The organism is Pseudarthrobacter sp. KH_020_B, assembly GCF_057840185.1.
In genome coordinates this window covers 150,916-172,406 of sequence record NZ_CM174506.1, presented here as the reverse complement: position 1 = coordinate 172,406, position 21,491 = coordinate 150,916, and the positions used below count along the sequence as shown (strand labels likewise).

Here is a 21,491-nt window from a genome sequence, read left to right as displayed (position 1 = left end):
ACCATGACTGCCATTCAGACTGAATCCTCCCCGTCCACTGCCCCGACCTCGGTGGAGCACGTCCTGACGCTCGACTGCGCAGAGACGCCCGGCATCGTCCACGCCGTGTCCGGGTTCCTGCTGGAACACGGCTGCGACATCGTGGACAGCAAGCAGTTCGGCGAGCGCGCCGAGCGGCACTTCTTTATGCGCGTGCATTTTGCGTCCGACGGCGACGCCTCCACCGCGGATACGCTGCGGGCCGCTTTCGGCCCAGTGGCGGAGCGGTTCGGGATGCGCTGGCGGCTGGAGCCGCAGGGTTCCAAGCGCCGCGTGCTGATCATGGTGTCCAAGTTCGGGCACTGCCTCAACGACCTGCTGTTCCGCACCAGGACCGGCGAGCTTCCGGTGGAGATCGCGGCCGTGGTCTCGAACCACACGGACCACCAGGGTCTGGTGGAGTGGCACGGCATCCCGTTCTTCCACGTGCCCGTCACCCCCGCCACCAAACCCGAAGCCGAAGCCCGGCTGCTGGAACTGGTGGACGAATACGACGTGGAACTGGTGGTCCTGGCCCGTTATATGCAGGTGCTCAGCGACGAGCTCACCCGGCGGTTGGACGGCCGGGCGATCAACATCCACCACTCATTCCTGCCCAGCTTCAAGGGCGCCAAGCCTTACCACCAGGCCTACGCGCGCGGGGTTAAGACTGTTGGCGCCACCGCGCACTACGTGAATGCCGAGCTGGACGAGGGGCCAATCATCTCGCAGCAGACGGTGGAGGTGGACCACACGTACGGTCCCGATGACCTGGTCGCTGCCGGCCGGGATACCGAATGCAAGGCCCTGTCCAACGCGGTGCGCTGGCACTGCGAGGGCCGGGTCATCCTGCAGGGGAACAGGACGGTAGTGCTCCGCTAACAGACGTGCGCCCCCACCCCCAGGACGCTCTCTCACTTAGTGCGCGTTTTCGGGCGATCCTCTCTCACTTAATGTGGGTTTCTGCGTGACGCTCTCTCACTCTGGTGAGGGAGCGTCCCGGGTTTAACGCTCAGTCGCTGGCAAAACCAGACGCTTGGGGGTGGTCAAGCCAGCCGTTGCGAAGCCCCTTTTTGATCTTCACGACTGCTTGCTGGAAATCGTCGGCAAGATCGCTCTTATCGAAAACCAAGACCGTCCAGCCAGCTGATTCGAACGCCATGTCCCGTCTCCTGTCACTGAGGATCTGCACGGCACCAAGGTGATGTCCGCCGTCGTACTGGATGGCGAGCCGGCAATGACGGTAGGCGAGATCGGCCGACGGCGATCGCGCGTCTCCGGCGCGCAATGGCACCTGGAGTTCGGGCTCGGGCAGCCCGGCGTCGGCGATTGCCAACCGAAGCAGCGACTCTGGCGCCGAGTCAGCACCCACACGCATCAGATCCAACGCTTCACGGGCCCGGACGATGCCTTGGAGATTTGGGTGGCGGCCCACCAGCATGCGCAGCCCCGCCATCGTGTCGTAGGGCTGCGTCCTTCCCTCGAAATCCACCCGCGGGATGCGGATCAATTCATCGCCCATGCTCACCAGGTCTTTGAGCGGCAGGGTTCGTGCCAAATCGAGCCAAGTCCGGGACCGTGTGCTCATGCGGCTGGGGCAGAAAATCTTGCTTTCGCATGCTGGCATTGTGACCCGTAACGGCATGCCGCTGCAGAAGTTATCCACAGGCGGCCATTTGGCTGCGGGAGGTGAGAGAGCGTTCGCCGAAAACCCGCATTAGGTGAGAGAGCGTTCGGTTACGAGCGTTCGCCGAAAACCCACATTAAGTGAGAGAGCGTCTGAGGGGGGCGGGGCTACATTGCGGCGAGCCGGGTGGCCAGGTGCAGCGCGGCGAGCCTGCCCGTTCCGCGGGGGTCGCCGCCGCAGAGGGAGAAGATCCGCTGCAGCCGTTGATGCATCGACTGCCGCTCCAGGTGCAGTTCGCGCGCAGCCTGGGCGGTGTTGCAGCCGGAATCCAGCCAGACCCGCAGCGTCTCAACCAGCGCGGAGTTTCGTTGGGCATCGTGGGCGAGGATGGCACCGAGCTGCTGGCTGACAAAGTCCGTGCGCTGGGTATCATCCAAGGAATGGAAGGCGAGCCGCTCCACCGCGAACGCCTCGGCGTCGAGGAGCACTCCCGACTGTCCCGGCCCGGCTCTGAGCGGCCCGGCCTTGAGCGGCTCGGCCCCGCCTGCAAGGTCCAGCGTCAGCCGGGCTTCCGTCAGGGACCATGGCGCCGCGGCGATTCCGGTGGCCACCGGTCCGACGGCGCTGACGGTTCCCTCCGGCAAGGCAAGCGACTGCAGTCCGGCCATGATTGCGTCCCGGTCTTCCTGCATCTTGCCGGGGCGGAGGACGGCCAGTGCCAGGAGTTCCGCGTTGTCGGCGTAGCTTGCACTGTGATGCCCCACCCGCTCCAGCAGGTGCTCCACGGCCATCCGGGGTTGCCTTGAGCCAGGGGAACGAACCACAACGGCCACCAGCTGCGCGGACAACGGGATCCCGGCTGCCGGAGCGAGCTGCTGGAGCCGCCAGTTTTGAGTTCCGGAATCGACGGCGCGGATCAGCGCCGCACCGGCCATCTCCTTCAGGCCGGGGGGCATGCGCTGCAGCAGGGCCAACGCCAGAATGTCCACCGAGCGGTTCCCCGCGGTCCTCGCCAGGTTCACATCCGTTCCCTCCCGGGCGTGAAGGGTGAGGCGGGCCGAAGGGATGCCACGTACGGACACGTCAACCTGGATGGTTCCTGCACGATCCGGCGCGTCGATCGAGTCTGTGGGCTCGGGCTCTTCCGTGTGATCAGCTGGCAGGGCACTCGCCAACGGGGCGCCCGCGATGGACGTCAGGACAACTTCCCTGCCGGTAGCGTCCGCCAGGACAGCCAGGATCCGGTCGAGACTGCCGCCATGGGCCAGCTCCACCGCCATGGCATGGCTGGCCTGGTCAGCCTGCTGCAAGTGGGCAGCTGACTCGCTCACCAGCAGCGAGTTGATGGCTTCCATGACGCCCACAAAGGGCACCACTTTGCGGAGCTCTATCAAGGGAAGCCCGGCGGCTTCCGCTGCTGCCACCATCGAGGACGGAATGGACGGCAGTTGCGTGCCCGTCTCGATGGCGAGCGCAGCCACTCCACGTTCCGCCAGCTCCCAGATGTAGCCAATTCTCCGCTTGTCCGTGGCCGCGACGAGGGCCTGGCCGCCGGTGAGCAGCAGTTCGCCGCCGCCAAGTAACGGGGCGATGTCCAAAACCTCACTGGAGTGGATCCAGCGCAGCTGGGTTTGCGCCGCAATGGCCGCCGCTGCGCGGATCACAGGATCCGCGGGGGTGAGGGTGGAATGTTTCAAAACATCCTGCAGGCGTATTGGCATGACACTCCGTAGCGTTTTCTCATTAACTTCAAGACACATTGTATGTGGTGCATGTGGCCTGGCCCACATAATCTGGATCTATCCCTTTCACTTATGGAGGCTCTCCCCCATGCAAGACAACCTCTCCACCACGCAGTCGGGCCCGGCAACGACGCCGGCCGAGGATTGCGAAGCCTGGCTCCAGCCCATCCCCGAATCCCAGCGGACACGCAAGGTCTCCGGACAGTTCTGGATCTGGGCCGGCGCCAACCTGGCGCCCATCAACTGGGTACTGGGTGCCCTCGGAATCCACTTGGGGCTGGGTTTCGCCGATACCGTCATCGTCCTGGTGCTGGGCAACCTGATCGGCATGCTGCTCTTCGGCTGCTTTGTGCTCCTCGGCCAGAAGACCGGCGCCACTGGCATGGTCCTGGCCCGCGCAGCGTTCGGCCGCCGCGGCAACTACCTGCCGGCAGCCATCCAGGCGGTCCTGGTGATCGGCTGGTGCGCGGTTAACACGTGGATCATCCTGGACCTCGTCATGGCCCTTTTCGGCACGCTCGGCTGGGTTGATCCCACAGCACAGAACTATGGATGGAAAATCGGCGTTGCCACCGCCATCATGGCCGCGCAGGTAGCCATCGCCTGGTTCGGCTACAAGGCCATCGCAGCTTTCGAAAAGTGGACCGTGCCGCCCACCATCCTCATCCTGGCCGTCATGTCCGCCGTTGCCTGGTTCGGCATGAAGATCAACTGGACATACGCCGGTCCGGCCGGCAACATCCTGGAAGGCTCCGAACGGATCGCAGCCATGAGCGCCGTGATGACCGCCATCGGCATCGGCTGGGGCATCACCTGGTTTACCTACGCCGCAGACTACTCCCGGTTTGTCAGCACGGAAGTTCCCAAGAAAAAGGTCTACCTGGCTTCCGTGCTGGGCCAGTTCATCCCGGTTGTCTGGCTGGGAATCCTCGGCGCAAGCCTGGCCACCAACAGCGGTGAAATCGACCCCGGCAAGCTCATCGTCCAAAACTTCGGCGTCCTCGCACTGCCGGTCCTGCTGATGGTCCTCCACGGCCCTATCGCCACCAACATCCTCAATATCTACACCTTCTCGGTGGCCACACAGTCGCTGGACATCACCATCAGCCGCCGCAAACTCAACCTGTTCGTCGGCGTCTTCTCCCTCGCCGCCGTCGTGTTCTTCATCTTCCAGGAAGACTTCGCAACAGTCCTCGACGCCTGGCTCATCGGGCTCGTCGCGTGGGTTGCCGCATGGGGCGGCGTCATGCTGGTCCACTACTTCTGGATCGAGAAGCGCTGGCCGGGCAACCCGGAGAGGCTCTTCGACGCCGTAGGTACCAAACGCCTCCCCGGCGTCAACTGGGCAGGCGTCACCGCCCTCCTGGTCGGCATCTTCGCCACCTGGCTGTTTATGTACGGACTTGTTCCGGCGATGCAGGGCCCCATGGCCGTGGCCCTGGGCGGTTGGGACCTGTCCTGGCTCGCCGGCGGCCTCGCCAGTGCAGGCACCTACGCCATCCTCGGGCCGAAGGTCCACCGCAAATACCTCGCCTCCGCCCAGTCAGATGGCGCCGCTCACCAGACGTCCGCCGACCTGGGATTCGCCGCCCGGCCCAGCGCCCCCGCTGGACTCTGAACACCCCGGACCTGAATCACTGACGGACCCTGATACCCAAGGAACCAAACCATGACCTTTGAAGCATTCCCGGATTCCGCCCACCCCATCACCTGGCCTGAGGGCAAGCAGGCAGCAGCGTCCTTCACGTTCGACGTCGACGCCGAATCCTGCACCATCGCCCACGATCCGAAGAGCACGCGCCGGATGTCCCTGATGACCCACCAGTCGTACGGGCCCAAGGTGGCGGTGCCGCGCCTGCTTCAGATCCTGCAGCGGCAGGACATCCGGGCCACCTTCTTCGTTCCCGGCTTCACGGCAGACTGCTACCCGGACACGGTCCGGCGCATCGTGGATGCCGGGCACGAGGTGGCCCACCACGGTTACCTGCACGAACCCATGCAGGGGATCGACGCCGGGACCGAAGCCCGCTACATCGACCGCGGGCTGGAGGCCCTCGCCAAGGTCGGCGTGGAACCGGTGGGCTACCGGGCCCCGTGGTGGGAACTGAACTGGCACTCCCCGGCGCTCCTCGCGGACCGCGGCTTCCTCTACGATTCGAGCCTGCTCGACGGCGACGCACCGTACCGCTTTGCGGTGGCGGAAGGCGATACCAGGGACATCGTGGAGATCCCGGTTGACTGGACCCTGGACGACTGGGAACAGTACGCGTTCTACCCCGGCGTCACCGGCAGCGGCGTCATCGAAAGTCCCGCCAAGGTCCTGGAAATGTGGACCCTGGAGGCTGAGGCACACCATGCCCAGGGCAGCTGCTTTGTCCTGACCAACCACCCGTTCATCTCCGGGCGGCCGTCCAAGGCCGTGGCCCTGGAACAGCTGATTGACCGGGTGAAATCCATGGACGGCATGTGGGTCACCACAATGGAGGAGATCGCCGAGCACACCCGCAGGACCGTCGAGGAGGTCCACACCCACGCCCGGATCGAGGTCCCCACCTTCCCGGACACTGGTGCCCGGTTCACGCCGGCCGAGGTCCGGCAGCAGAAACGAGCCGCTAGCCACAGCCGGTAACCCCGGCTCCACAACCCCAAATACAAGGAACGCCGACGGCGACAGTCACCTGTCGCCGTCGGCGTTTCCCGCGTTTCGTGGGACCGTCAGACGGTTCCCGAGGCGAGCACACGCTCCACGTCCGCCGCTTCCGGGTAGGCAGCCTGGGTTCCCTTGCGGGTGGTGGCGAGCGCGGCGGCGACCGAGGCGAAGGCGGCGGCGTCAGCCAGGGTCGCTCCGGCTGCCAGGCGGGCTGCCACAGCGCCGGTGAAGGCGTCGCCGGCGCCGGTGGTATCCACGGCATTGACCTTGGTGGGCGCCACCCGGACCAGCTGCTGCCCGGCGGGGGCCAGCGAATCCAGCACCACGGAGCCGTGGGCGCCCAGCGTGACCAGGACCCGCTGGAGCCCGCGCTCGCCAAAGCGCAGCCGGATGGTTTCCCAGTCGCCGGCATCCGCGTCGCTGCCGGGAATCGCGGCCGAGCCAAGGAACAGCGACGCCTCGTGGGCGTTGACCAGCAGGACGTCGGCCAGGTCAGCCAGCGGCTGCGGGATTTCCGCGTAAGGCGAGAGGTTCAGCAGAACTGTGGCGCCGACGTCGTGCCCTGCCCGGGCGGCGGCCTCAACCGTGTCCAGGCTGACCTCCAGGCAGAGGCAGACCACCGCGGCGCCGTCGAACGTTTCCGCCGCGGCGGCGACGTCCGCCGGCGACAGGGTGCCGTTGGCTCCCGCCGAGATGATGATGTTGTTCTCGCCGTTGGAATCCACGGCGATGACGGCGACGCCCGTCTCCGTGGGGGCGGTCCGGACATCTCCGACGTCGACTCCCGCGCCGGCCGTGGAGGACAGCAGCATCTTCCCATTGGAATCGTCACCCACGGCACCGACAAGGCTCACGGAACCGCCCAGCAGGCTGGCGGCGACGGCCTGGTTGGCGCTCTTGCCACCGGGGTTCACTGCGAATCCGTTGCCGTGCACCGTCTCACCAGGCAGCGGCAGCCGCTCGCAGTAGATGGTCAGGTCCGCGTTCAGGGAACCGACGACGACGATCCGGCCCTGGGTGCCGGCTGTTGCGGAGGTCACTCGGTCACCTCAGCCTCGACGGGCTTGGGGATGAGGAGCGACGCGGCGAACGCGGCCACCGTGATGACCAGGCCGGTGACAACCACGGTGAGGTAGGACGCCTTGGCGTCGCCGAGAGCCGACGTGGCCACGAGCACGGCGGGCAGCACCAGGAAGCTCAGGCCGGCGCCCAGGTTGAAGGCGCCCGCGTTCATGCCGGGCAGGAATCCCGGGTTTCCGGCGGGTGAGAGGACAACTCCGAGTCCGTTCAGCATGATGTTGACCGTACCCGCGTACATGATGCCCAGCAAGACGGTGCCGGCGATCATCATGGGCAGGCTGCTGAGGCCGAAGAACGCGATGATGGCCAGGGCGGCAACACTGCCCAGCATGCCGATGCGCAGGACCTTGGTGTAGCCGAGAACGGGCGCGAGCCTGCCGCTCAGGGGTCCCACCAGCCAGCCGAGCAGGGCGTACGGGGTGAGGATGATGAGCGACATTTCCGTCGGGCCGATGCCGAATCCGGGGTCGGCGGCCTGCACATAGGCCGGCACGATCCCGTTGATGACGGCGAAGATGCCGGTCATGGTCAGCGTGGTGGTCAGCAGCGGCGCCCAGGTGGAGCGCTGGCGCAGGTGGACGGTTTCCACCATGGGCTGTTTGGCGCGCTTTTCCACGGTCCAGAAGGCGTAGAACGCGACGGCGGCAACCACCACCAGCCCGATCGCCAGCATGAGCGTTCCGGGCGCGAAGGCGCCCACCAACTTGGAGCCCTCGTTGAGGGCGGTGAGCAGCGCACCCACGGCGACGACTATGAAGAACACCCCAAGCCAGTCCATGGAGGTGCCTGCGGCCGGCTTGCTTTCGCCGGCGAGGAGGGCGATCAGGGCGGTGGCGACGACGGCCAGGACCACCATGAGCCAGAAGATGCTGCGGAACCCGAAGTGCTCGGCGAAATAGCCGCCCACAAAGGAGTCCACACCGGCGACGCCGCCGTTGACTGCGGTGATGAGGCCCATGAGCGTCCCGTATTTGCGCGGGTTGCTGACGGCGGAGCGCAGCATGATCAGGCACAACGGCACGGTGGGGCCGCTGACGCCCTGGATGATGCGGCCTACAAAGAGCCAGGTCACGTCGGGGGCCATGGCCGCAATGACCGAACCGACGGCCATCAGGAGCATCATCCCGATCAGGATCTTCTTCCGGCCGATGATGTCGCTCAGGCGGGGCAGGAAGAGGGAGAACAGGGCGGCCGCGGTGAAGAACCAGGTCTGGGAGAGGCCGATGGTTGCCTGGTCAGTCTGGAGTTCGTTGCCCATGGTGACCAGGGCGGGGCTGAGCATGGAGGCGTTGAGCTGGAAGGCGACGCACGCCGCCAGCAGGGCGACCATCAGGGCGGTGATGTTGCCCCGGCTGGTCTTTGCCTCGGTGAGGGTGGCACTCATTTACTTGGCTCCCGTGGCTGCTGCGAGGACGGCGGGTTCAGCAGCGGCGGCGGGAGCGCCGGCGTCGGGCTCCCCAATCCGAACCAGGGCATCCGTGACGAGGTCCCAGAAACGGGCGTGGTCCAGGTCAACGGCCACGGAAGTGGTGCAATCTTCCGGTGCGGGGGCGCGGAAGTCGGCCACGGTCATGCCGAGCGTCAGCGTGCCCTGCAGTTCGATGTCCACCGGAACCTTGCGCGTGGTGACGATGCTGGGATCGATCACGTAGGCCACGGCGCACGGATCGTGGACGGGCGGGAAGTCAAAGCCTTGGGCGTCCTTGTAGGTCTGGGTGAAGAACTCCATCAGTTCCATCACGAACTTGGCCGGTCCCGTGCCCACGGCCGCGATCTTCTCGACGACGTCCGGGGTAGCCAGGGCCTGGTGCGTGAGGTCCAGGCCCACCATCACCACGGGCCACTTCTCGTTGAACACGATGTGGGCGGCCTCGGGGTCGATGATGATGTTGAATTCGGCCACGGCGCTCCAGTTGCCCACGTGGTAGCCGCCGCCCATAAGGACAACTTCCTTGACGCGTTCCACAATGCGCGGTTCCTTGCGGGCTGCCAGCGCGATGTTGGTGAGGCCGCCGGTGGGGACCAGGGTGACCGTGCCCGGTTCGTGGGCCATCACGGTGTCAATGATGAGGTCGACGGCGTGGCGCGGGTCCAGTTCGATGGTGGACTCGGGCTGTGCGGGGCCGTCCATGCCCGTCTCGCCGTGGATGGACGGCGCGGTTTCGATGGTGCGGACCAGGGGCCGGCCGCAGCCGGCGGCGAAAGGCACCCCGGTAATGCCTGCGATGGTCCCGACGGACAGGGCGTTCTTGGTGACCTTCTCGAGCGTCTGGTTGCCCACCACGGTGGTCACGGCCAGCAGTTCAATGTCAGGGTTGCCGTGCGCCAGCAGGATGGCCACGGCGTCGTCATGCCCGGGGTCGCAGTCAAGAATGATTTTCTTGGGGGCGGGTTTCATCGGTTTGGATTCCACGTTAAATCTCCACGTCATTGGGGCCTGCCGGAGCAGTGGCCGAAAGCATTCAGTGCGATCATGGCACTTGCCCGGGGCATGCGTCAAGCGCTTAACGTTGCTGCACGTCAAGCGCTTGATGTCTTGGTGTGCGGTTTTATGTCCGCCGCCTACTACGATCGGGGGTATGGAATCCGTCGAGCAGGTTCAACACGCCGTCCGCTCTCGGCGGATCACGGCTGCCATGGTCGCGGCCCGTGCCGGCGTCTCGACGGCGACGGTTTCCCTGGTGGCCAACGGCAAGACTGCCGGCCGCGTCTCGGAGGTCAACATCGCCAGGGTGCGGGACGCCATTTCCGTGCTCGGGTACGTGGTGGACGGCATCGGCAGCTCGCTGGCAAAAGGCGTCAGCTCCATCGTTATCCTCGTGTCTCCGGACATCTCCAACCCGTTTTTCGCCAAGGTGATCGCCGGTGTCCGGGAGTCACTCGGGTCTGACTACCAGCTGCTGCTGTCCGTCACCGACGCGGGTGAATTTCCGCAGGCGGCCGACGTCCGGAAGCTGATGGCGCTCCGGCCGGCCGGGTTGCTGGTGGGTGCCCCCAACGCCGAATTCCTGGAAGAACTTTCCGCCGCCGGCCCCGTGGTCCTGCTCGACGCTCCCGGCCTGGAGGCTTACGCGCCGTCGGTCAATCTGGACGTTGCGCACGGCGCGCGCCAGCTGGCCGCACACTTGGCGGATGCCGGGCACCGCCGGGTGGCCTACGTGGACAGCGTCACCGGCACAGCAACGTTCGAGGTCAGGCGCCGCGCCTTCTTGGCTGCGGCAGGCGCACGCGGCATATCGGTGCCCGCCGACGGCATCATCAGTACCACCATCGACGTCGGGGCGTCCGCGGCTGCCTTCGCCGCCGCCTGGCCGGCGTGGCAGCAGTCCGGGGTCACCGCCGTCGTCTGCTGCACTGACACCCACGCCTACGGCGTGTTGCAGGAAGCACGGGTGGCCGGGGTGCAGATCCCGGGCCGGCTGGCCATCGCGGGCTTTGATGACCTGCCCTACTCCGCCACGAGCAACCCCAGCCTGACCAGCGTGCACCTGCCGGCAACCTCCCTGGGAGTGCAGGCAGGCGGGCAGCTGCGCCGGCTCATGGAAGGCCACCGGCTGGAGCAGCCGCAGCTGACGCTGGAGAGCTCCCTGGTGGTCCGCAACTCGACGTCAAACCCCGACTGACCCTCCCGCCCCTGACAACGCTCTCTCACTTAATGCAGGTTTTCGATCAACCTTCTCTCACTTTCCCTAAGAAAGTGAGAGAGCGTTGCTGATTTTCTTACGTTAAGTGAGAGAGCGTCCTGATGGGGTGGTGTCACACCCCCGCCGTAAGCTGGGAGCATGCCGAGTAACTGGGACAGCCTGGACATCAGCCTGCGTGAATCCGTGCAGGAAAACGTGGAGATCTACGAGCGCGTCCGCCCTGCCCTGAAGCTCGTCACCAAGGACGTTCTCCACATCCTCCGCGACATGTTGAAGGACACCGAGGTCACGCCGCTGTTTGTCACCGGGCGCACCAAGTCGGTGGAATCGTTCCGGGAGAAGATTTCCCGGATTGAGGAACCGCTGGAGCCCGGCGGACCCCCGGTGCTGAAGTTCCCGGACCCGTTCCGCACGCTCAACGACATGGTGGGCGTGCGCGTCATCACCAAGCTGCCGGCCGAGAATGCGCTGGTGGCCAACATCATCAAGCGCCAGCGCCAGGTATTCGACTGCCGCGGTGACCGGGAGAAGGACATCGGCTCCATCGAGTCGGGCACCTATGGCTATTCCAGCCGCCACCTCATTCTGCGCACCATACAGAACGAGGCGGTCAAGGAATACCAGCAGGTCTTCAACGCGGACATTCCTGCCAACGGCAGCTACTTCTTCGAATGCCAGATCCGCACCGTCTTCGCCCACGCGTGGAGCGAGATCGAGCACGACATCCGTTTCAAGGCCGAGGATCCCCGCGCCTGGACACCGCATTTCGACCGCCAGTTCACGGCCACCGCCGCCATGCTGGAAACAGTAGAGAGCGCCTTCGCGGACCTGCACGAACGCTATGAGGAAGTCCGCAGCTACTGGGACGTGGACGGGGAAGGCGCCGCGCAGCTCACGCCCAACCGGATCCGCGACGTCTGGCGCACGCTGCTGCCGCACGTGGACCGCAAAGTAGATGACGACTGGGGCTGGGCGGCGGAACTTATGGCCGCCCACGGCCTCAACCAGACCGTCCAGCTGGCTGGCCTGCTCAGCGCCCAGCGGATCACCGAGGTCCGCAAGGCGCTGGACCACCGCTACTCCCCCGGCCCGGACCGCCTGCTGGATGACCTCCTGCTCTGGCAGTACGGCACCAAACACATTGACCTCACCGCAGAGGCGCCCGACGCCGTCCCGCACCCGCGGCGCGACAGCCTCCTGCGGCGGCTCAAACAGATCGAGCGCTACCGCCAGACCAAGCCCGCGTAGACCACTCACGGAGCCGCAGGATTATTGGGCACCACCGACATTCAACTACCCTTGACTCATGGTGGAGGCTGTTGTAGACCGACCTCCGATGCTCCCGGCTCCAGCCCCGCGGCAAGATCCGGCACCTGTTTTTGCCCCTCTCTGACAAGGATTCCGCCATTTCCACGGACGCATTCTTCGCCACGCTCACCCGGATCCGCAACGTCATCCTGCCGGCCGCCGCACGGTCCTGGCTGAACACGCCGCGGGGGCTCCTCACCGGCTTCATCCTGGTGCACCTGGGTTTCCTGATCTTCGCGGCACTGCTGTCCCTGCGCGGCGAGGCATTCAGCGACACCTTCATTTACCGCGACTGGGCCCGGGCGGGTTTCGACGAAGCGAACCTCAGCGGCGGCCCCAGCCCGTGGGTGTACCCCATCCTCGCGCTGATCCCCATGGCGTTGGCGGGGCTTGCCGGGCCCGGACCGTTCTTCTTCCTTTGGGTGCTGATGACCACCATCCTCAACGGCTGGGCCCTGGCCAAGCTCACGGAGCGCGGCCGCAAGCAGGACGCGATTCCGGCAGCCTGGTGGTGGCTGGTGTTCACCCTGCTGATGGGCTGGCTGGGCTTCGCACGCGTGGACGGCCTCACGGCCCCGATCGTCCTGGTGGCCCTGGCCTACGGGGTGCGCCGGCCGTTTATCGCCTCGGTCATCCTCGCTGCCGCCACCTGGGTAAAGGTCTGGCCTGCCGCGGTGATGCTGGCCCTGTTCGCCGTGGTCAAGAACCGCCTCCTCGTGGTGCTGGCAGGGGTGGCGACGTCGGCTGTTGTGGTGGCGCTGGCCGCCGTCGTGGGCAGTGTGCCCAAGCTGCTGAACTTCCTGACGCAGCAGGGTGACAGGGGCATGCAGCTTGAGGCAACGTTCACCACCCCGTGGCTGTGGCTGTCTGTGCTCAACATCGGTGATTCCCGGATGTACATGAACACCGATATCAACTCCATGCAGGTGGACGGCCCCGGCACCGCCGTGATGTCCGTGCTGATGCAGCCGCTCCTCATCCTGGCCGCGCTGCTTGTGGCCGGCCTGACGTTCTGGGCGCTGCACAACGGCAAGCTCCACGGCAACGGAAAAGTCGACGGCGGCGTTGACCGTACCGAGCTCCTGCTGGCCGGGGCGCTGACCCTGGCCACCGCGTTTGTGGTGTTCAACAAGGTCGGCTCACCCCAGTTCATGGTGTGGCTGGCCCCGGCCGTAGCCGTGGGCCTGGCGCACAGCTGGCGTGAGTGGCGGGTCCCCGCGGCCATGCTCATCGCCATCGCGGTGGCCACGTTCTTCATCTATCCGCTGTTCTATGATGCCCTCAGCCACAACAACCCCCTCATGGCCGGTGTGCTGACCATCCGCAACGTCCTCCTGGTGGTCCTGTTCCTGTGGTCGGTCCGGCGCCTGTACTCGCTGGGCAAAAAGACTCCCGCGTCCGTCCCCGCGCTCAAGGAGTCCTAAGATTTCCACGAAGTTCTTCGACCGGCTGGTCAGCGTCCGCAGCATCGTCCTGCCTGCCCGCGTAGTGGACTGGTTCGCCCGTCCGTCCAGCGTCTGGTGGGGCTTCGCGGTCATCCACCTGTACTTCCTGGGCTGGATGGCGTCGTTCTTCCTCAACGGCGACACGTTCAGTGACACCGAGCAGTACCGGCAATGGGCTGTAGACGGCTACAACCCGGCCAGCCTGGACGGCAAGATCAGCCCCTGGGTGTACCCGGTGCTGGCACAGATCCCGATCTTCCTCGCGAACATCGCCGGACCGAGCCTCTACCTCCTGTGCTGGTTCCTGATCATCACAGCCCTCAACGCCGTCGGGCTTGCTTTCCTGACCCGCGGGCAGCGGAAGGTGAAGGGCATTGCCCCGGCCTGGTGGTGGCTGTTTTTCACCGTCTTTATGGGCTACCTGAGCTTCGCCCGGGTGGAGGGAATCACCGCCCCGATCGTGCTGATTGCCCTGTTGTACGCGGCCGAACGCCCCGTACTGGCGGGGATTCTGCTGAGCGTAGCCACGTGGATCAAGGTGTGGCCGGCGGCCGTGTTGGTGCCGATTGTGATCGCCAGCCGGAAGCGGATCCAGGTGCTGGCGTCCGGCGTCGCGGTCACCGCCGTGGTGGGCGTTGGCACGTACCTGTCCGGCGGCCTGCCGCACATCATGGACTTCCTCACCAACCAGGGCGAGCGCGGCATGCAGCTTGAAGCCACATTCTCCACGCCGTGGGTCTGGCTGAGCGTGTTCAACATCGCCGGGTCCAAGATGGCGGACAACACGGCCATCAACTCCACCGAGGTCTACGGCCCGGGCGCCGAGGTGGCCGCGTTCCTAATGCAGCCGCTGCTGATCGTTGCAGCCGTCGTAGCTGCCGTCCTGCTGGTCCGGGCGCTGAACCGCGGTGCCGAACGGGAGGAACTCTTCCTCGAAGGCGCACTGATGATGACCACGGCGTTCATCGTGTTCAACAAGGTGGGTTCGCCGCAGTTCATCATCTGGCTGGCCCCTGTGATCATCGCGGGCCTGACCCACGACTGGGAGCGGTGGAAGGTCCCGGCTGCCCTGCTCATGGGCATCGCCATGACCACCTTTGTCATCTACCCGCTGTTCTACACCCCGCTCATCCACGCCCACCCGGTCATGGCGGCCATCCTCACCACCCGCAACGTGCTCCTGGTGGTGCTGCTGTGGTGGTCGGTCAAGCGGACCGCGGAGCTCGGCCGGAAGGCGACGGCGGTTCCCGAGGCGCGGACGGCCTGACCTGGGGGCGCTGGGCGCAGATGTCCGTTCTCATTCAATGCCTCACGGAGTCCTGCGGGTGCCTATTCATTCGAGCGGGTGTTGAAGACCAGGTAGAGGACGCGGAGCATAAGGACGGCGGCTATGCCGGCGAGGTTGTAGCCGATGACGTGGAATAGCGGCAGGCCCGGGGCGACGTCGGCGCTGTTGCCGAAGGCGAGCATGACGACGCCCATGATTCCGAGCACCCCGGCGATGAGTGTCACCAGGGCCTGGCCCAGCATTCGGGTCAACACTTCCCTGTCGCGTCGGTCCGCGAGGAGCCGGACGTTGACGCTCAGATGACCTTCCTGCAGGGATGACACGAGCTGGTCAAGGTGGCGAGGCAATTTACGCAGGAGCGGGAGGGTGTCCATCAGTTCCTGTTGCACCGTCTCCTTGATCCCCGCGATGCTGAGTCGTTCTTGAATCTGGGCGCCGGCAAATGTCCGGGCTTCGGCGACGATGTCGAAGCCCGGAGCAAGCGAGGTGAGCGTCCCGTCGACGGTCGCTATGGCACGGAAGGCGCCGGCGAGAGCAGGCGGGATGGCGAGATCAAAGCGGGCAAGGATCCGAATCAGTTCGTTAATGACTTTTAGGTCCAGCGGGACACCGGACTGGAGGGACGTTCCCATAAATTGGCTGAGGGCGCGTTTGAGAACCGGGACATCGATCTCATCTGGCCTGATGACAACCTCAAAGAGGGCGTCGACGAGGAGAGATGCATCGGCCCGGTCGATGGCCAGTACGACTTGTTGGATGCTGGCCCGGAGGTCATGGTCCAGCCGGCCTACGGAGCCAAAGTCAACCAAGCCCAGCCGGCCGTCGCCCAGAACTATGATGTTGCCCGGGTGCGGGTCGGCATGGAATGTCCCGTCGACCATGATCTGCCGCAGGAGGCTGCGCATCAACTGGTTGGCGTAGTTCCTGCGGGTCCCGGCGTCCATGGAACGGGCTGTTTCCGGGTCACTGAACGTGCATCCCTCCAGCATCTCCATCACGAGCACGCGGGAAGAACAAAGCTCGGGGACATGGAACGGTATGACGACTCGCACGGCGTCCGGGTGCTTGGCCACGGCGGTGCGGAGGGCGACTATGTTGCGTGCCTCCTGCTCATAGTCGAGTTCTTCCCGGAGGTTTTCGGCGAAGCCGCGGGCCAGCGCCTCGGTACCCAGGGACCTGCCGAAGGTCGAGGACTTTTCGAGCATTTTGCCCAGCCGGACGGCGATGTCTAGGTCCAGTGCCACCTTGCGCCGGATGTGGGGTCGTTGGACTTTGACGGCAACCCGGGATCCGTCGTGAAGGGTTGCCCGATGGACCTGTCCGATCGACGCGGCCGCCAGAGGCGTTTCCTCGAAGTAGCAGAAGGCATCTTCGATGGGGCGGCCGGCGTCCGCTTCAACCATGAGTCGGATCTCGTGCCAGGGGACTGACCCTACCTGCTGCTGGAGACGGGATAGTTCGGTGATGTATTCCGGAGGCAGCAAGTCCGGCCGGGTGGAGAGCATCTGGCCGAACTTCACGAACGTCACACCTGCTTTTTCCAGGGCGAGGCGCCGGGACCGTGCGCGTTGGCGTTGACGTCCGGGTCGTTGGAGGCGCGGAGCGGGAAGAGCCCGTGGCTGGCGGCGATACGCAGGATCTGGGCGTACCGGATCCCCCGCTGGGACGCCGCTCGTAGCGCGGGGAGCCAGCTGTGGGGCGGGGGCAGAACTCCACGGGGGACGATGAGTTCAGCGACGACCAAGAACAAGAAGGCTGCGAACAGTGCGATGCCGAACTGGATGCTGATGTAGGCGAGTCCGCGGTCCGGGTTCTGCCACAGGATTTGGGATTCGAAGAGGAATTCCGCCCCGACCGCAACGATCAGGGCCATGGCCGTGCGGGCCGTTCCGATGCGTACACCCAGGATCCTCCGGGACAGGAGTGCCAGCAGCATCATGATCAGTGCCAACAACCCGATCATTCCGGTAATCAAGATGATTCGTCCTGGATCCATGCTTTTCTGTTCCTGATCTCGTCACCTTGGTGTGGGACGTGGGTTTTAGGTTCGATGCCCCGAAGAAACGGGTTGATTGGCCGCGGCGGTGAGACCGGCAGGCCCAGCCGGAAATACCCCTAGATCACTGGTAGGTCCCAGCGCTGCCGACTCGTCACTCGTGAACCCTGTCGGAGCTCATCAAGTGAGACTGCCGGTCCTGCCAAGCCGTGCTGGACAGCTACTACGCAAGGCAGCCGTTCGAGCTGCCTTTGGAGGAGCGCTGCACCTTCTTCGTTGGCAATGAGTGTGTGCTCGACGACCCAGGTGTCGGTCTCGGCCGTGACCCATGCGGTGATGGATCGGGGTTCGGTTCCGCGGACACGCACCAGGCTGACGACTCGGTTGACCCCGGCGAGTCCGTCGCACACGGTCACGCGCAGCACTCGGTGCGACATCTTACGTTTCCTCCGTGGCAATTGCGGCGCCGGCGCCGTGGTTGATGGTCATGGGCCGGGTCAGTTGGCGGGGGTGAGTTCGGCTTCGGCGGTTGCTTTGCCGGAGACGCGCTTGCCTAGGGTGATGAAGAGGAGGATCAGGCCAGCGGTGAGGCCGATGTGGCCCAGCCCGGAGATGCCGGCGACCGCAGCGGACGTGGTGATGCCCTGGATGGTGAGGATGCCGCTGAGGATCATCATCGCCGTGGTGAGGGCAAGGCCGGAGTTGTAGGTCCAAAAGAACGCGTTGAACATGCGCGTGCCGGTAAGGCTGAAGACTTTATCCAGTGCCAGGACGGTAAGGAAGAAGAGCATGCCCAGGGCCAGGAAATGGGTGTGGACCACGGAAAGCTGGCTGTCTGCGGTGAAGTCGTTTGCTTTGGTGAATCCGCGGTAGAACAGCCCGGACGCCAGTCCGGCGATCATGTAGGTGAAGGCGGCGTAGTAGAGCTTTTTCATGGGTGTGGTCCTTGGCTTGATGGGGTGGGAGGCGGCAGCTCCCCGGGATGGTACCGGGGACGGCACCCGGTTCTTGCGTGGGGTTTGGTAGAGGGGCGTTAAACCTTGGTCAGCACGGGGGCGGTAAGTCTTCCGTCGCGCATGGTGGCGACCGAGTCGGTCAGCGGGACAAATTCGGTGTCGTGGGTGACCATGACGGTGGCGACCATGAAGTCGTCGGTGACGCGGCGTAGGAGCCGGACGATGGAGTCGCTGCGTTCGTGGTCCAAGGCAGCGGTGGGTTCGTCCACGAGCAGGACCTTGGGGTCGCCCATCAGGGCGCGGGCGATGTTGACCCGCTGGCGCTGCCCGCCGGAGAGCTGGTGCGGACGTTTGTCCGCGCTGGAGGTGAGTCCGACGATGTCGAGCAGCTCCGCGGCTTTGGCCCGGGCTGCCTTGACGGATTTTCCTCGCAGGTGATCGCCGATGATGAGTTGTTCGGCGGCGGTCAGGGACGCGAGGAGGTTGGGTTGTTGGAAGATGATGCCGATTTTCTCCCGCCGCAGCGCTGTGAGGTCCTTGTCGCCGAGCGCGGTGGCGTCCGTGCCGTCGATGAGCACCAGTCCGTGGGTGGGGCGGACCAGGGTCGCGGCAGCGGCCAGGAGGCTGGATTTGCCGGAACCGGAGGGGCCGACGAGGGAGATCATCTGCCCGGCCTGGACCGTGAGGTTCACGGTGTCCAGGGCTTTGATGGTTCCGTCCCCGTCCGGGTATTCAAGGGTGACGTTAACAAGGTTCAGGGGGCTGGAGGACATGATGTTGCTTCCTTGTAATGATGTGCTCGGGAGTATTCGGTGGCGGGGTCTGCGGAAGGGACGCGCCAGGCCCTCGGGAGGCTTAGTTGCCGCCGAGGGCGATAAGGGCGTCGACCTTGGTGACGCGGCGGACGGCCAGCGCCGCTCCGGCCAGGCCGAGGGCGATGATTCCCAGGATGGGCAGGAGTGTTGTTGCGGGGGTGACCAGGAAGGGGGCTGCCTGGGCTGCGAAGAAGCCGCCGAGGACGCCGATCGCGCCGCCGATTCCCGCTCCGGCGAGCAGCACGATTGCGGCCTGGGTGATGGCGTCGCGCAGGATATAGGCGCTGGATCCGCCCATGGCTTTCAGGACCGCGATGTCGCGGGTCCGCTGGACGGTCCAGACCGTCAGGAAGGCCACGATCACGAGGGCGGAGATGCCGTACAGGAATGCCTGCATCAGGGTCAGGGAGCCGTTCTCGCTTTTGTAGGAACCCAGTGCCTGGAAGGATCCGGTGCGCGAGTCGCTCACGGTGCGGGCGGCGGTGTTGGCGGCGGCCTCATCAACGGTGGCGCCGTCCTTGTAGGTGATGGCGGCGACGGTTCCGAGCTGTTCCGGGTCGGTCAGGTGGGCGAGCTTGGCCCAGGTGGGAAGGGCGGTCCAGACGACGCTGGTGTGCGAATACCACTGGTCTTCGACCACGGCGCTGACGGTCAGTTCGGTTCCTCCGACGCTGGCTTTGTCTCCGGTGTTCAGGGAAAGGGCCTTGGCGACGGTTTTGCCGATCACGACGGTGTCGGCGGTGACCCGGGAGGGTGCCAGCCGGCCGTCCGGGGCGACGCCGAAGACGGCGACGTTGGTGGTGCCGGTGCCCGATCCAGTGTCTGCGGCCACGGCCTGGAAGCGGGTTTGGCTGATGCCCAGGGCTTCGGCGTTCTGTACGCCGGCCCGGTTCTTCCAGGTCTCGAGCTGCGCGGCGGTGACTTCGCTTTCGGTGAAGGAGGCCTTGGGCTCGTTGGTGCCGGGGGCGCCGAAAACGATACTGTCCACGGCCTCGGAGGCGACGCCGCTGCCGTTGACGGTGCCGAGTTTGTCAATGGCGGAGGTCGACTGATCACCGAGGCCGGCCGTCAGTCCCGAGAGCATGACGAGCAGCAGGGTGATCAGGGCGACGACGCCGCCCATTAGGGCGAACCTGCCCTTGGCAAAGCGGATGTCGCGGATGGCAAGAAACACGTTTTCTCTTCTTTCAGTGGATGACGCAGCGGCCGAGGGGCTCTTATATCCACTGTCCCGCGGACCGGGTCCGGCGCCATCGTGCAGGGGGTTGATCTGGGACGGACGAATGGTTGATCCTCGGGTCAACCTTTTGGTTGATCCGTCCCAGACCGGGAACGTATAAGCTGATCCAATGCCCTGCAGAGGCACCCTCCCTTCCCGACCGGACCGGTCCCTTAGGACACGCTGATAAATAAGTGCGTCTACTAGCGGTTTTTGGTGGGATGATGGTGTATGCCTATTTCCACTGAAGCCGTCGAGGCCTTGCGCGCAAAGTTCGATGCGATCCTGCCGCACCTCGACGAACGCTCAACTCGTCTTTTGTTGGCAGCGGAGGCGCGTTCCCTGGGCCACGGCGGGATTGCCGCGGTCGCCCGGGCGTCCGGGGCTGCGCGTTCCCGGGTCCAGCAGGGCGTCGCCGAGCTGGAGGCCGGCGAGGCGCCGCTGGGCCGTGTCCGCAAGCCCGGTGCGGGGCGAAAGACCCTGGTGGAGAAGGACCCGGGCCTGGTCCCGGCCCTGCTGGAATTGGTGGAGCCCACCCGCCGCGGGGACCCCGAATCGGCACTGTCCTGGACCACGCTCTCCACCGCGAAGCTTGCCGCCGAACTGACCGGCAGGGGGCACCCGGCGGGCGCGGAAACCGTGGCGAAACTGCTCAAGGACAACGGCTTCAGCCTGCAGGCAAACGCCAAGACTCTCGAAGGCGGCCAACACCCGGACCGCGACGGCCAATTCGGCTACCTCAACGACCAGGCCGCCGGGCACCTGGACGCGGGCCAGCCGGTCATCAGCGTCGACACCAAAAAGAAGGAACTCGTCGGCCAGTACAAGAACAACGGCGCCGAATGGCGTCCGGCCGGAGAGCCGGAACAGGTCAAGGTCCACGACTTCATCGACAAGGAACTCGGCAAGGCCAACCCCTACGGCGTCTACGACGTGGGAACGAACACCGGATGGGTCTCGGTGGGCACCGACCACGACACCGCAGCCTTCGCCGTGAACACCATCCGCTCCTGGTGGAACACCGCCGGCCAACCCGCCCACCCGCAGGCGAACCGCCTGCTGATCACCGCCGACGGCGGCGGATCCAACGGCTACCGCACCCGGCTCTGGAAGACCGAACTCGCCGCCCTGGCCGCCGAGACCGGCCTGGAAATCACCGTCTGCCACCTGCCCCCGGGCACCAGCAAATGGAACAAAATAGAGCACAAGCTCTTCTCCCACATCTCGATGAACTGGCGCGGCCGGCCTCTGTCCAGCCACGAAGTCATCGTCAACTCCATCGCCGCGACCACCACCAAAACAGGCCTCACCGTCCGGGCCGAACTCGACACAGGACAGTACCCCACCGGCGTGAAAATACCAGACCACGAAATGACCTCACTAGAGACCAGCGGAACCCTGAACAGACACGAATGGCACCCCGAATGGAACTACACCCTCAAACCAGGCGACACACCAACTAAATAATCAGTGCGTCCTTAGAACCGGGCGATGCCCTGCTCAGCGGTATCGAGGCTGCGCCGAAAGTCGCTCGCGGACGGAGACACCGCCATCGCCGCCGCACGCTTCGCGTTGGTGGAGCAGACCGTCTTGGAGAACCTGGCGGAGGCCCGGAATTTCGTCCGCGGTCTGTCCTCCCCGCGTTCAAGGGAACCTCGCTGATCGAGAGCCTGCGCCGGCTCTGCGAGAGTTTCGAAACCGGC

Annotated in this window: 18 protein-coding genes and 1 pseudogene; 9 read left to right on the top strand and 10 right to left on the bottom strand. The window is 65.4% G+C overall.

Annotation, left to right across the window (positions count from 1 at the left end; translation table 11 throughout):
* The first annotated feature begins 3 nt into the window (after positions 1-3).
* Complete coding sequence (gene purU / locus AC3IT0_RS00795; RefSeq protein ID WP_489321947.1) at positions 4-900, top strand: formyltetrahydrofolate deformylase; 897 nt, start codon at positions 4-6, stop codon at positions 898-900.
* A 130-nt stretch (positions 901-1,030) separates the two neighbouring features.
* Here the strand turns inward: purU and AC3IT0_RS00790 are convergent, their stop codons facing one another.
* Positions 1,031-1,606 (bottom strand): endonuclease domain-containing protein, encoded by a 576-nt coding sequence (locus AC3IT0_RS00790; protein WP_489321946.1) that lies wholly within the window; start codon positions 1,604-1,606, stop codon positions 1,031-1,033.
* A gap of 206 nt (positions 1,607-1,812) precedes the next feature.
* Positions 1,813-3,366 carry a helix-turn-helix domain-containing protein gene (locus tag AC3IT0_RS00785; RefSeq protein ID WP_489321944.1) on the bottom strand — a complete coding sequence of 518 codons (1,554 nt, stop codon included), beginning with the start codon at positions 3,364-3,366 and terminating at the stop codon, positions 1,813-1,815.
* Between the two features lie 109 nt (positions 3,367-3,475).
* Here AC3IT0_RS00785 and AC3IT0_RS00780 point away from each other — a divergent pair, with 109 nt between their 5' ends.
* Positions 3,476-5,005 (top strand): purine-cytosine permease family protein, encoded by a 1,530-nt coding sequence (locus AC3IT0_RS00780; RefSeq protein ID WP_489321943.1) that lies wholly within the window; start codon positions 3,476-3,478, stop codon positions 5,003-5,005.
* A gap of 51 nt (positions 5,006-5,056) precedes the next feature.
* Complete coding sequence (locus AC3IT0_RS00775) at positions 5,057-6,016, top strand: polysaccharide deacetylase family protein (RefSeq protein WP_489321942.1); 960 nt, start codon at positions 5,057-5,059, stop codon at positions 6,014-6,016.
* A gap of 86 nt (positions 6,017-6,102) precedes the next feature.
* Here AC3IT0_RS00775 and AC3IT0_RS00770 read toward each other — a convergent pair whose 3' ends face one another.
* From AC3IT0_RS00770 to uriH, 3 genes are read right to left on the bottom strand one after another with little or no spacing between them, the layout of a single operon-like run.
* Entirely contained in the window at positions 6,103-7,077 is a 975-nt protein-coding gene (locus tag AC3IT0_RS00770; protein WP_489321941.1) for a ribokinase, read from the bottom strand.
* Complete coding sequence (gene uriT / locus AC3IT0_RS00765; protein WP_489321940.1) at positions 7,074-8,501, bottom strand: uridine transporter UriT; 1,428 nt, start codon at positions 8,499-8,501, stop codon at positions 7,074-7,076. Before uriT ends, AC3IT0_RS00770 begins: the two co-directional genes overlap by 4 nt.
* Positions 8,502-9,548: a uridine-preferring nucleoside hydrolase UriH gene (gene uriH, locus AC3IT0_RS00760; protein WP_489321939.1), complete on the bottom strand. Its 1,047-nt coding sequence runs from the start codon at positions 9,546-9,548 to the stop codon at positions 8,502-8,504.
* A 148-nt stretch (positions 9,549-9,696) separates the two neighbouring features.
* Between uriH and AC3IT0_RS00755 the strand changes: the two genes are divergently transcribed.
* From AC3IT0_RS00755 to AC3IT0_RS00740, 4 genes are all read left to right on the top strand, one after another.
* Positions 9,697-10,740: a LacI family DNA-binding transcriptional regulator gene (locus AC3IT0_RS00755; RefSeq protein ID WP_489321938.1), complete on the top strand. Its 1,044-nt coding sequence runs from the start codon at positions 9,697-9,699 to the stop codon at positions 10,738-10,740.
* 159 nt (positions 10,741-10,899) lie between these two features.
* Positions 10,900-12,009, top strand: coding sequence for a GTP pyrophosphokinase (locus AC3IT0_RS00750; protein ID WP_489321937.1), 1,110 nt, complete (start codon positions 10,900-10,902; stop codon positions 12,007-12,009).
* Between the two features lie 131 nt (positions 12,010-12,140).
* Positions 12,141-13,493, top strand: a complete 1,353-nt coding sequence (locus AC3IT0_RS00745; RefSeq protein WP_489321936.1) for a glycosyltransferase family 87 protein — start codon at positions 12,141-12,143, stop codon at positions 13,491-13,493.
* 64 nt (positions 13,494-13,557) lie between these two features.
* The gene (locus AC3IT0_RS00740; protein WP_489321935.1) at positions 13,558-14,781 is read left to right on the top strand and encodes a glycosyltransferase 87 family protein; all 1,224 of its coding nucleotides are present in this window, start codon (positions 13,558-13,560) and stop codon (positions 14,779-14,781) included.
* Positions 14,782-14,843: 62 nt separating this feature from the next.
* Here the strand turns inward: AC3IT0_RS00740 and AC3IT0_RS00735 are convergent, their stop codons facing one another.
* The 5 genes from AC3IT0_RS00735 to AC3IT0_RS00715 form a co-directional block, all read right to left on the bottom strand.
* On the bottom strand, positions 14,844-16,331 hold the full coding sequence (locus AC3IT0_RS00735) for an ABC1 kinase family protein (protein WP_489321934.1): 1,488 nt from the start codon (positions 16,329-16,331) through the stop codon (positions 14,844-14,846).
* Positions 16,328-16,798: a hypothetical protein gene (locus tag AC3IT0_RS00730; protein WP_489321933.1), complete on the bottom strand. Its 471-nt coding sequence runs from the start codon at positions 16,796-16,798 to the stop codon at positions 16,328-16,330. The genes AC3IT0_RS00735 and AC3IT0_RS00730 overlap by 4 nt, the downstream gene beginning before the upstream one ends.
* A 497-nt stretch (positions 16,799-17,295) precedes the next feature.
* Complete coding sequence (locus AC3IT0_RS00725) at positions 17,296-17,733, bottom strand: DUF2871 domain-containing protein (RefSeq protein ID WP_489321932.1); 438 nt, start codon at positions 17,731-17,733, stop codon at positions 17,296-17,298.
* A 98-nt stretch (positions 17,734-17,831) separates the two neighbouring features.
* Complete coding sequence (locus tag AC3IT0_RS00720) at positions 17,832-18,527, bottom strand: ABC transporter ATP-binding protein (RefSeq protein ID WP_489321931.1); 696 nt, start codon at positions 18,525-18,527, stop codon at positions 17,832-17,834.
* An 82-nt stretch (positions 18,528-18,609) separates the two neighbouring features.
* On the bottom strand, positions 18,610-19,743 hold the full coding sequence (locus AC3IT0_RS00715) for an ABC transporter permease (protein WP_489321930.1): 1,134 nt from the start codon (positions 19,741-19,743) through the stop codon (positions 18,610-18,612).
* A gap of 276 nt (positions 19,744-20,019) precedes the next feature.
* Here AC3IT0_RS00715 and AC3IT0_RS00710 point away from each other — a divergent pair.
* Both AC3IT0_RS00710 and AC3IT0_RS00705 read left to right on the top strand, forming a co-directional pair.
* Positions 20,020-21,234: pseudogene (locus AC3IT0_RS00710) on the top strand (ISAzo13 family transposase); the annotation flags it as partial.
* A 45-nt stretch (positions 21,235-21,279) separates the two neighbouring features.
* Positions 21,280-21,450, top strand: coding sequence for a hypothetical protein (locus tag AC3IT0_RS00705; protein WP_489321929.1), 171 nt, complete (start codon positions 21,280-21,282; stop codon positions 21,448-21,450).
* Positions 21,451-21,491 lie beyond the last annotated feature (41 nt).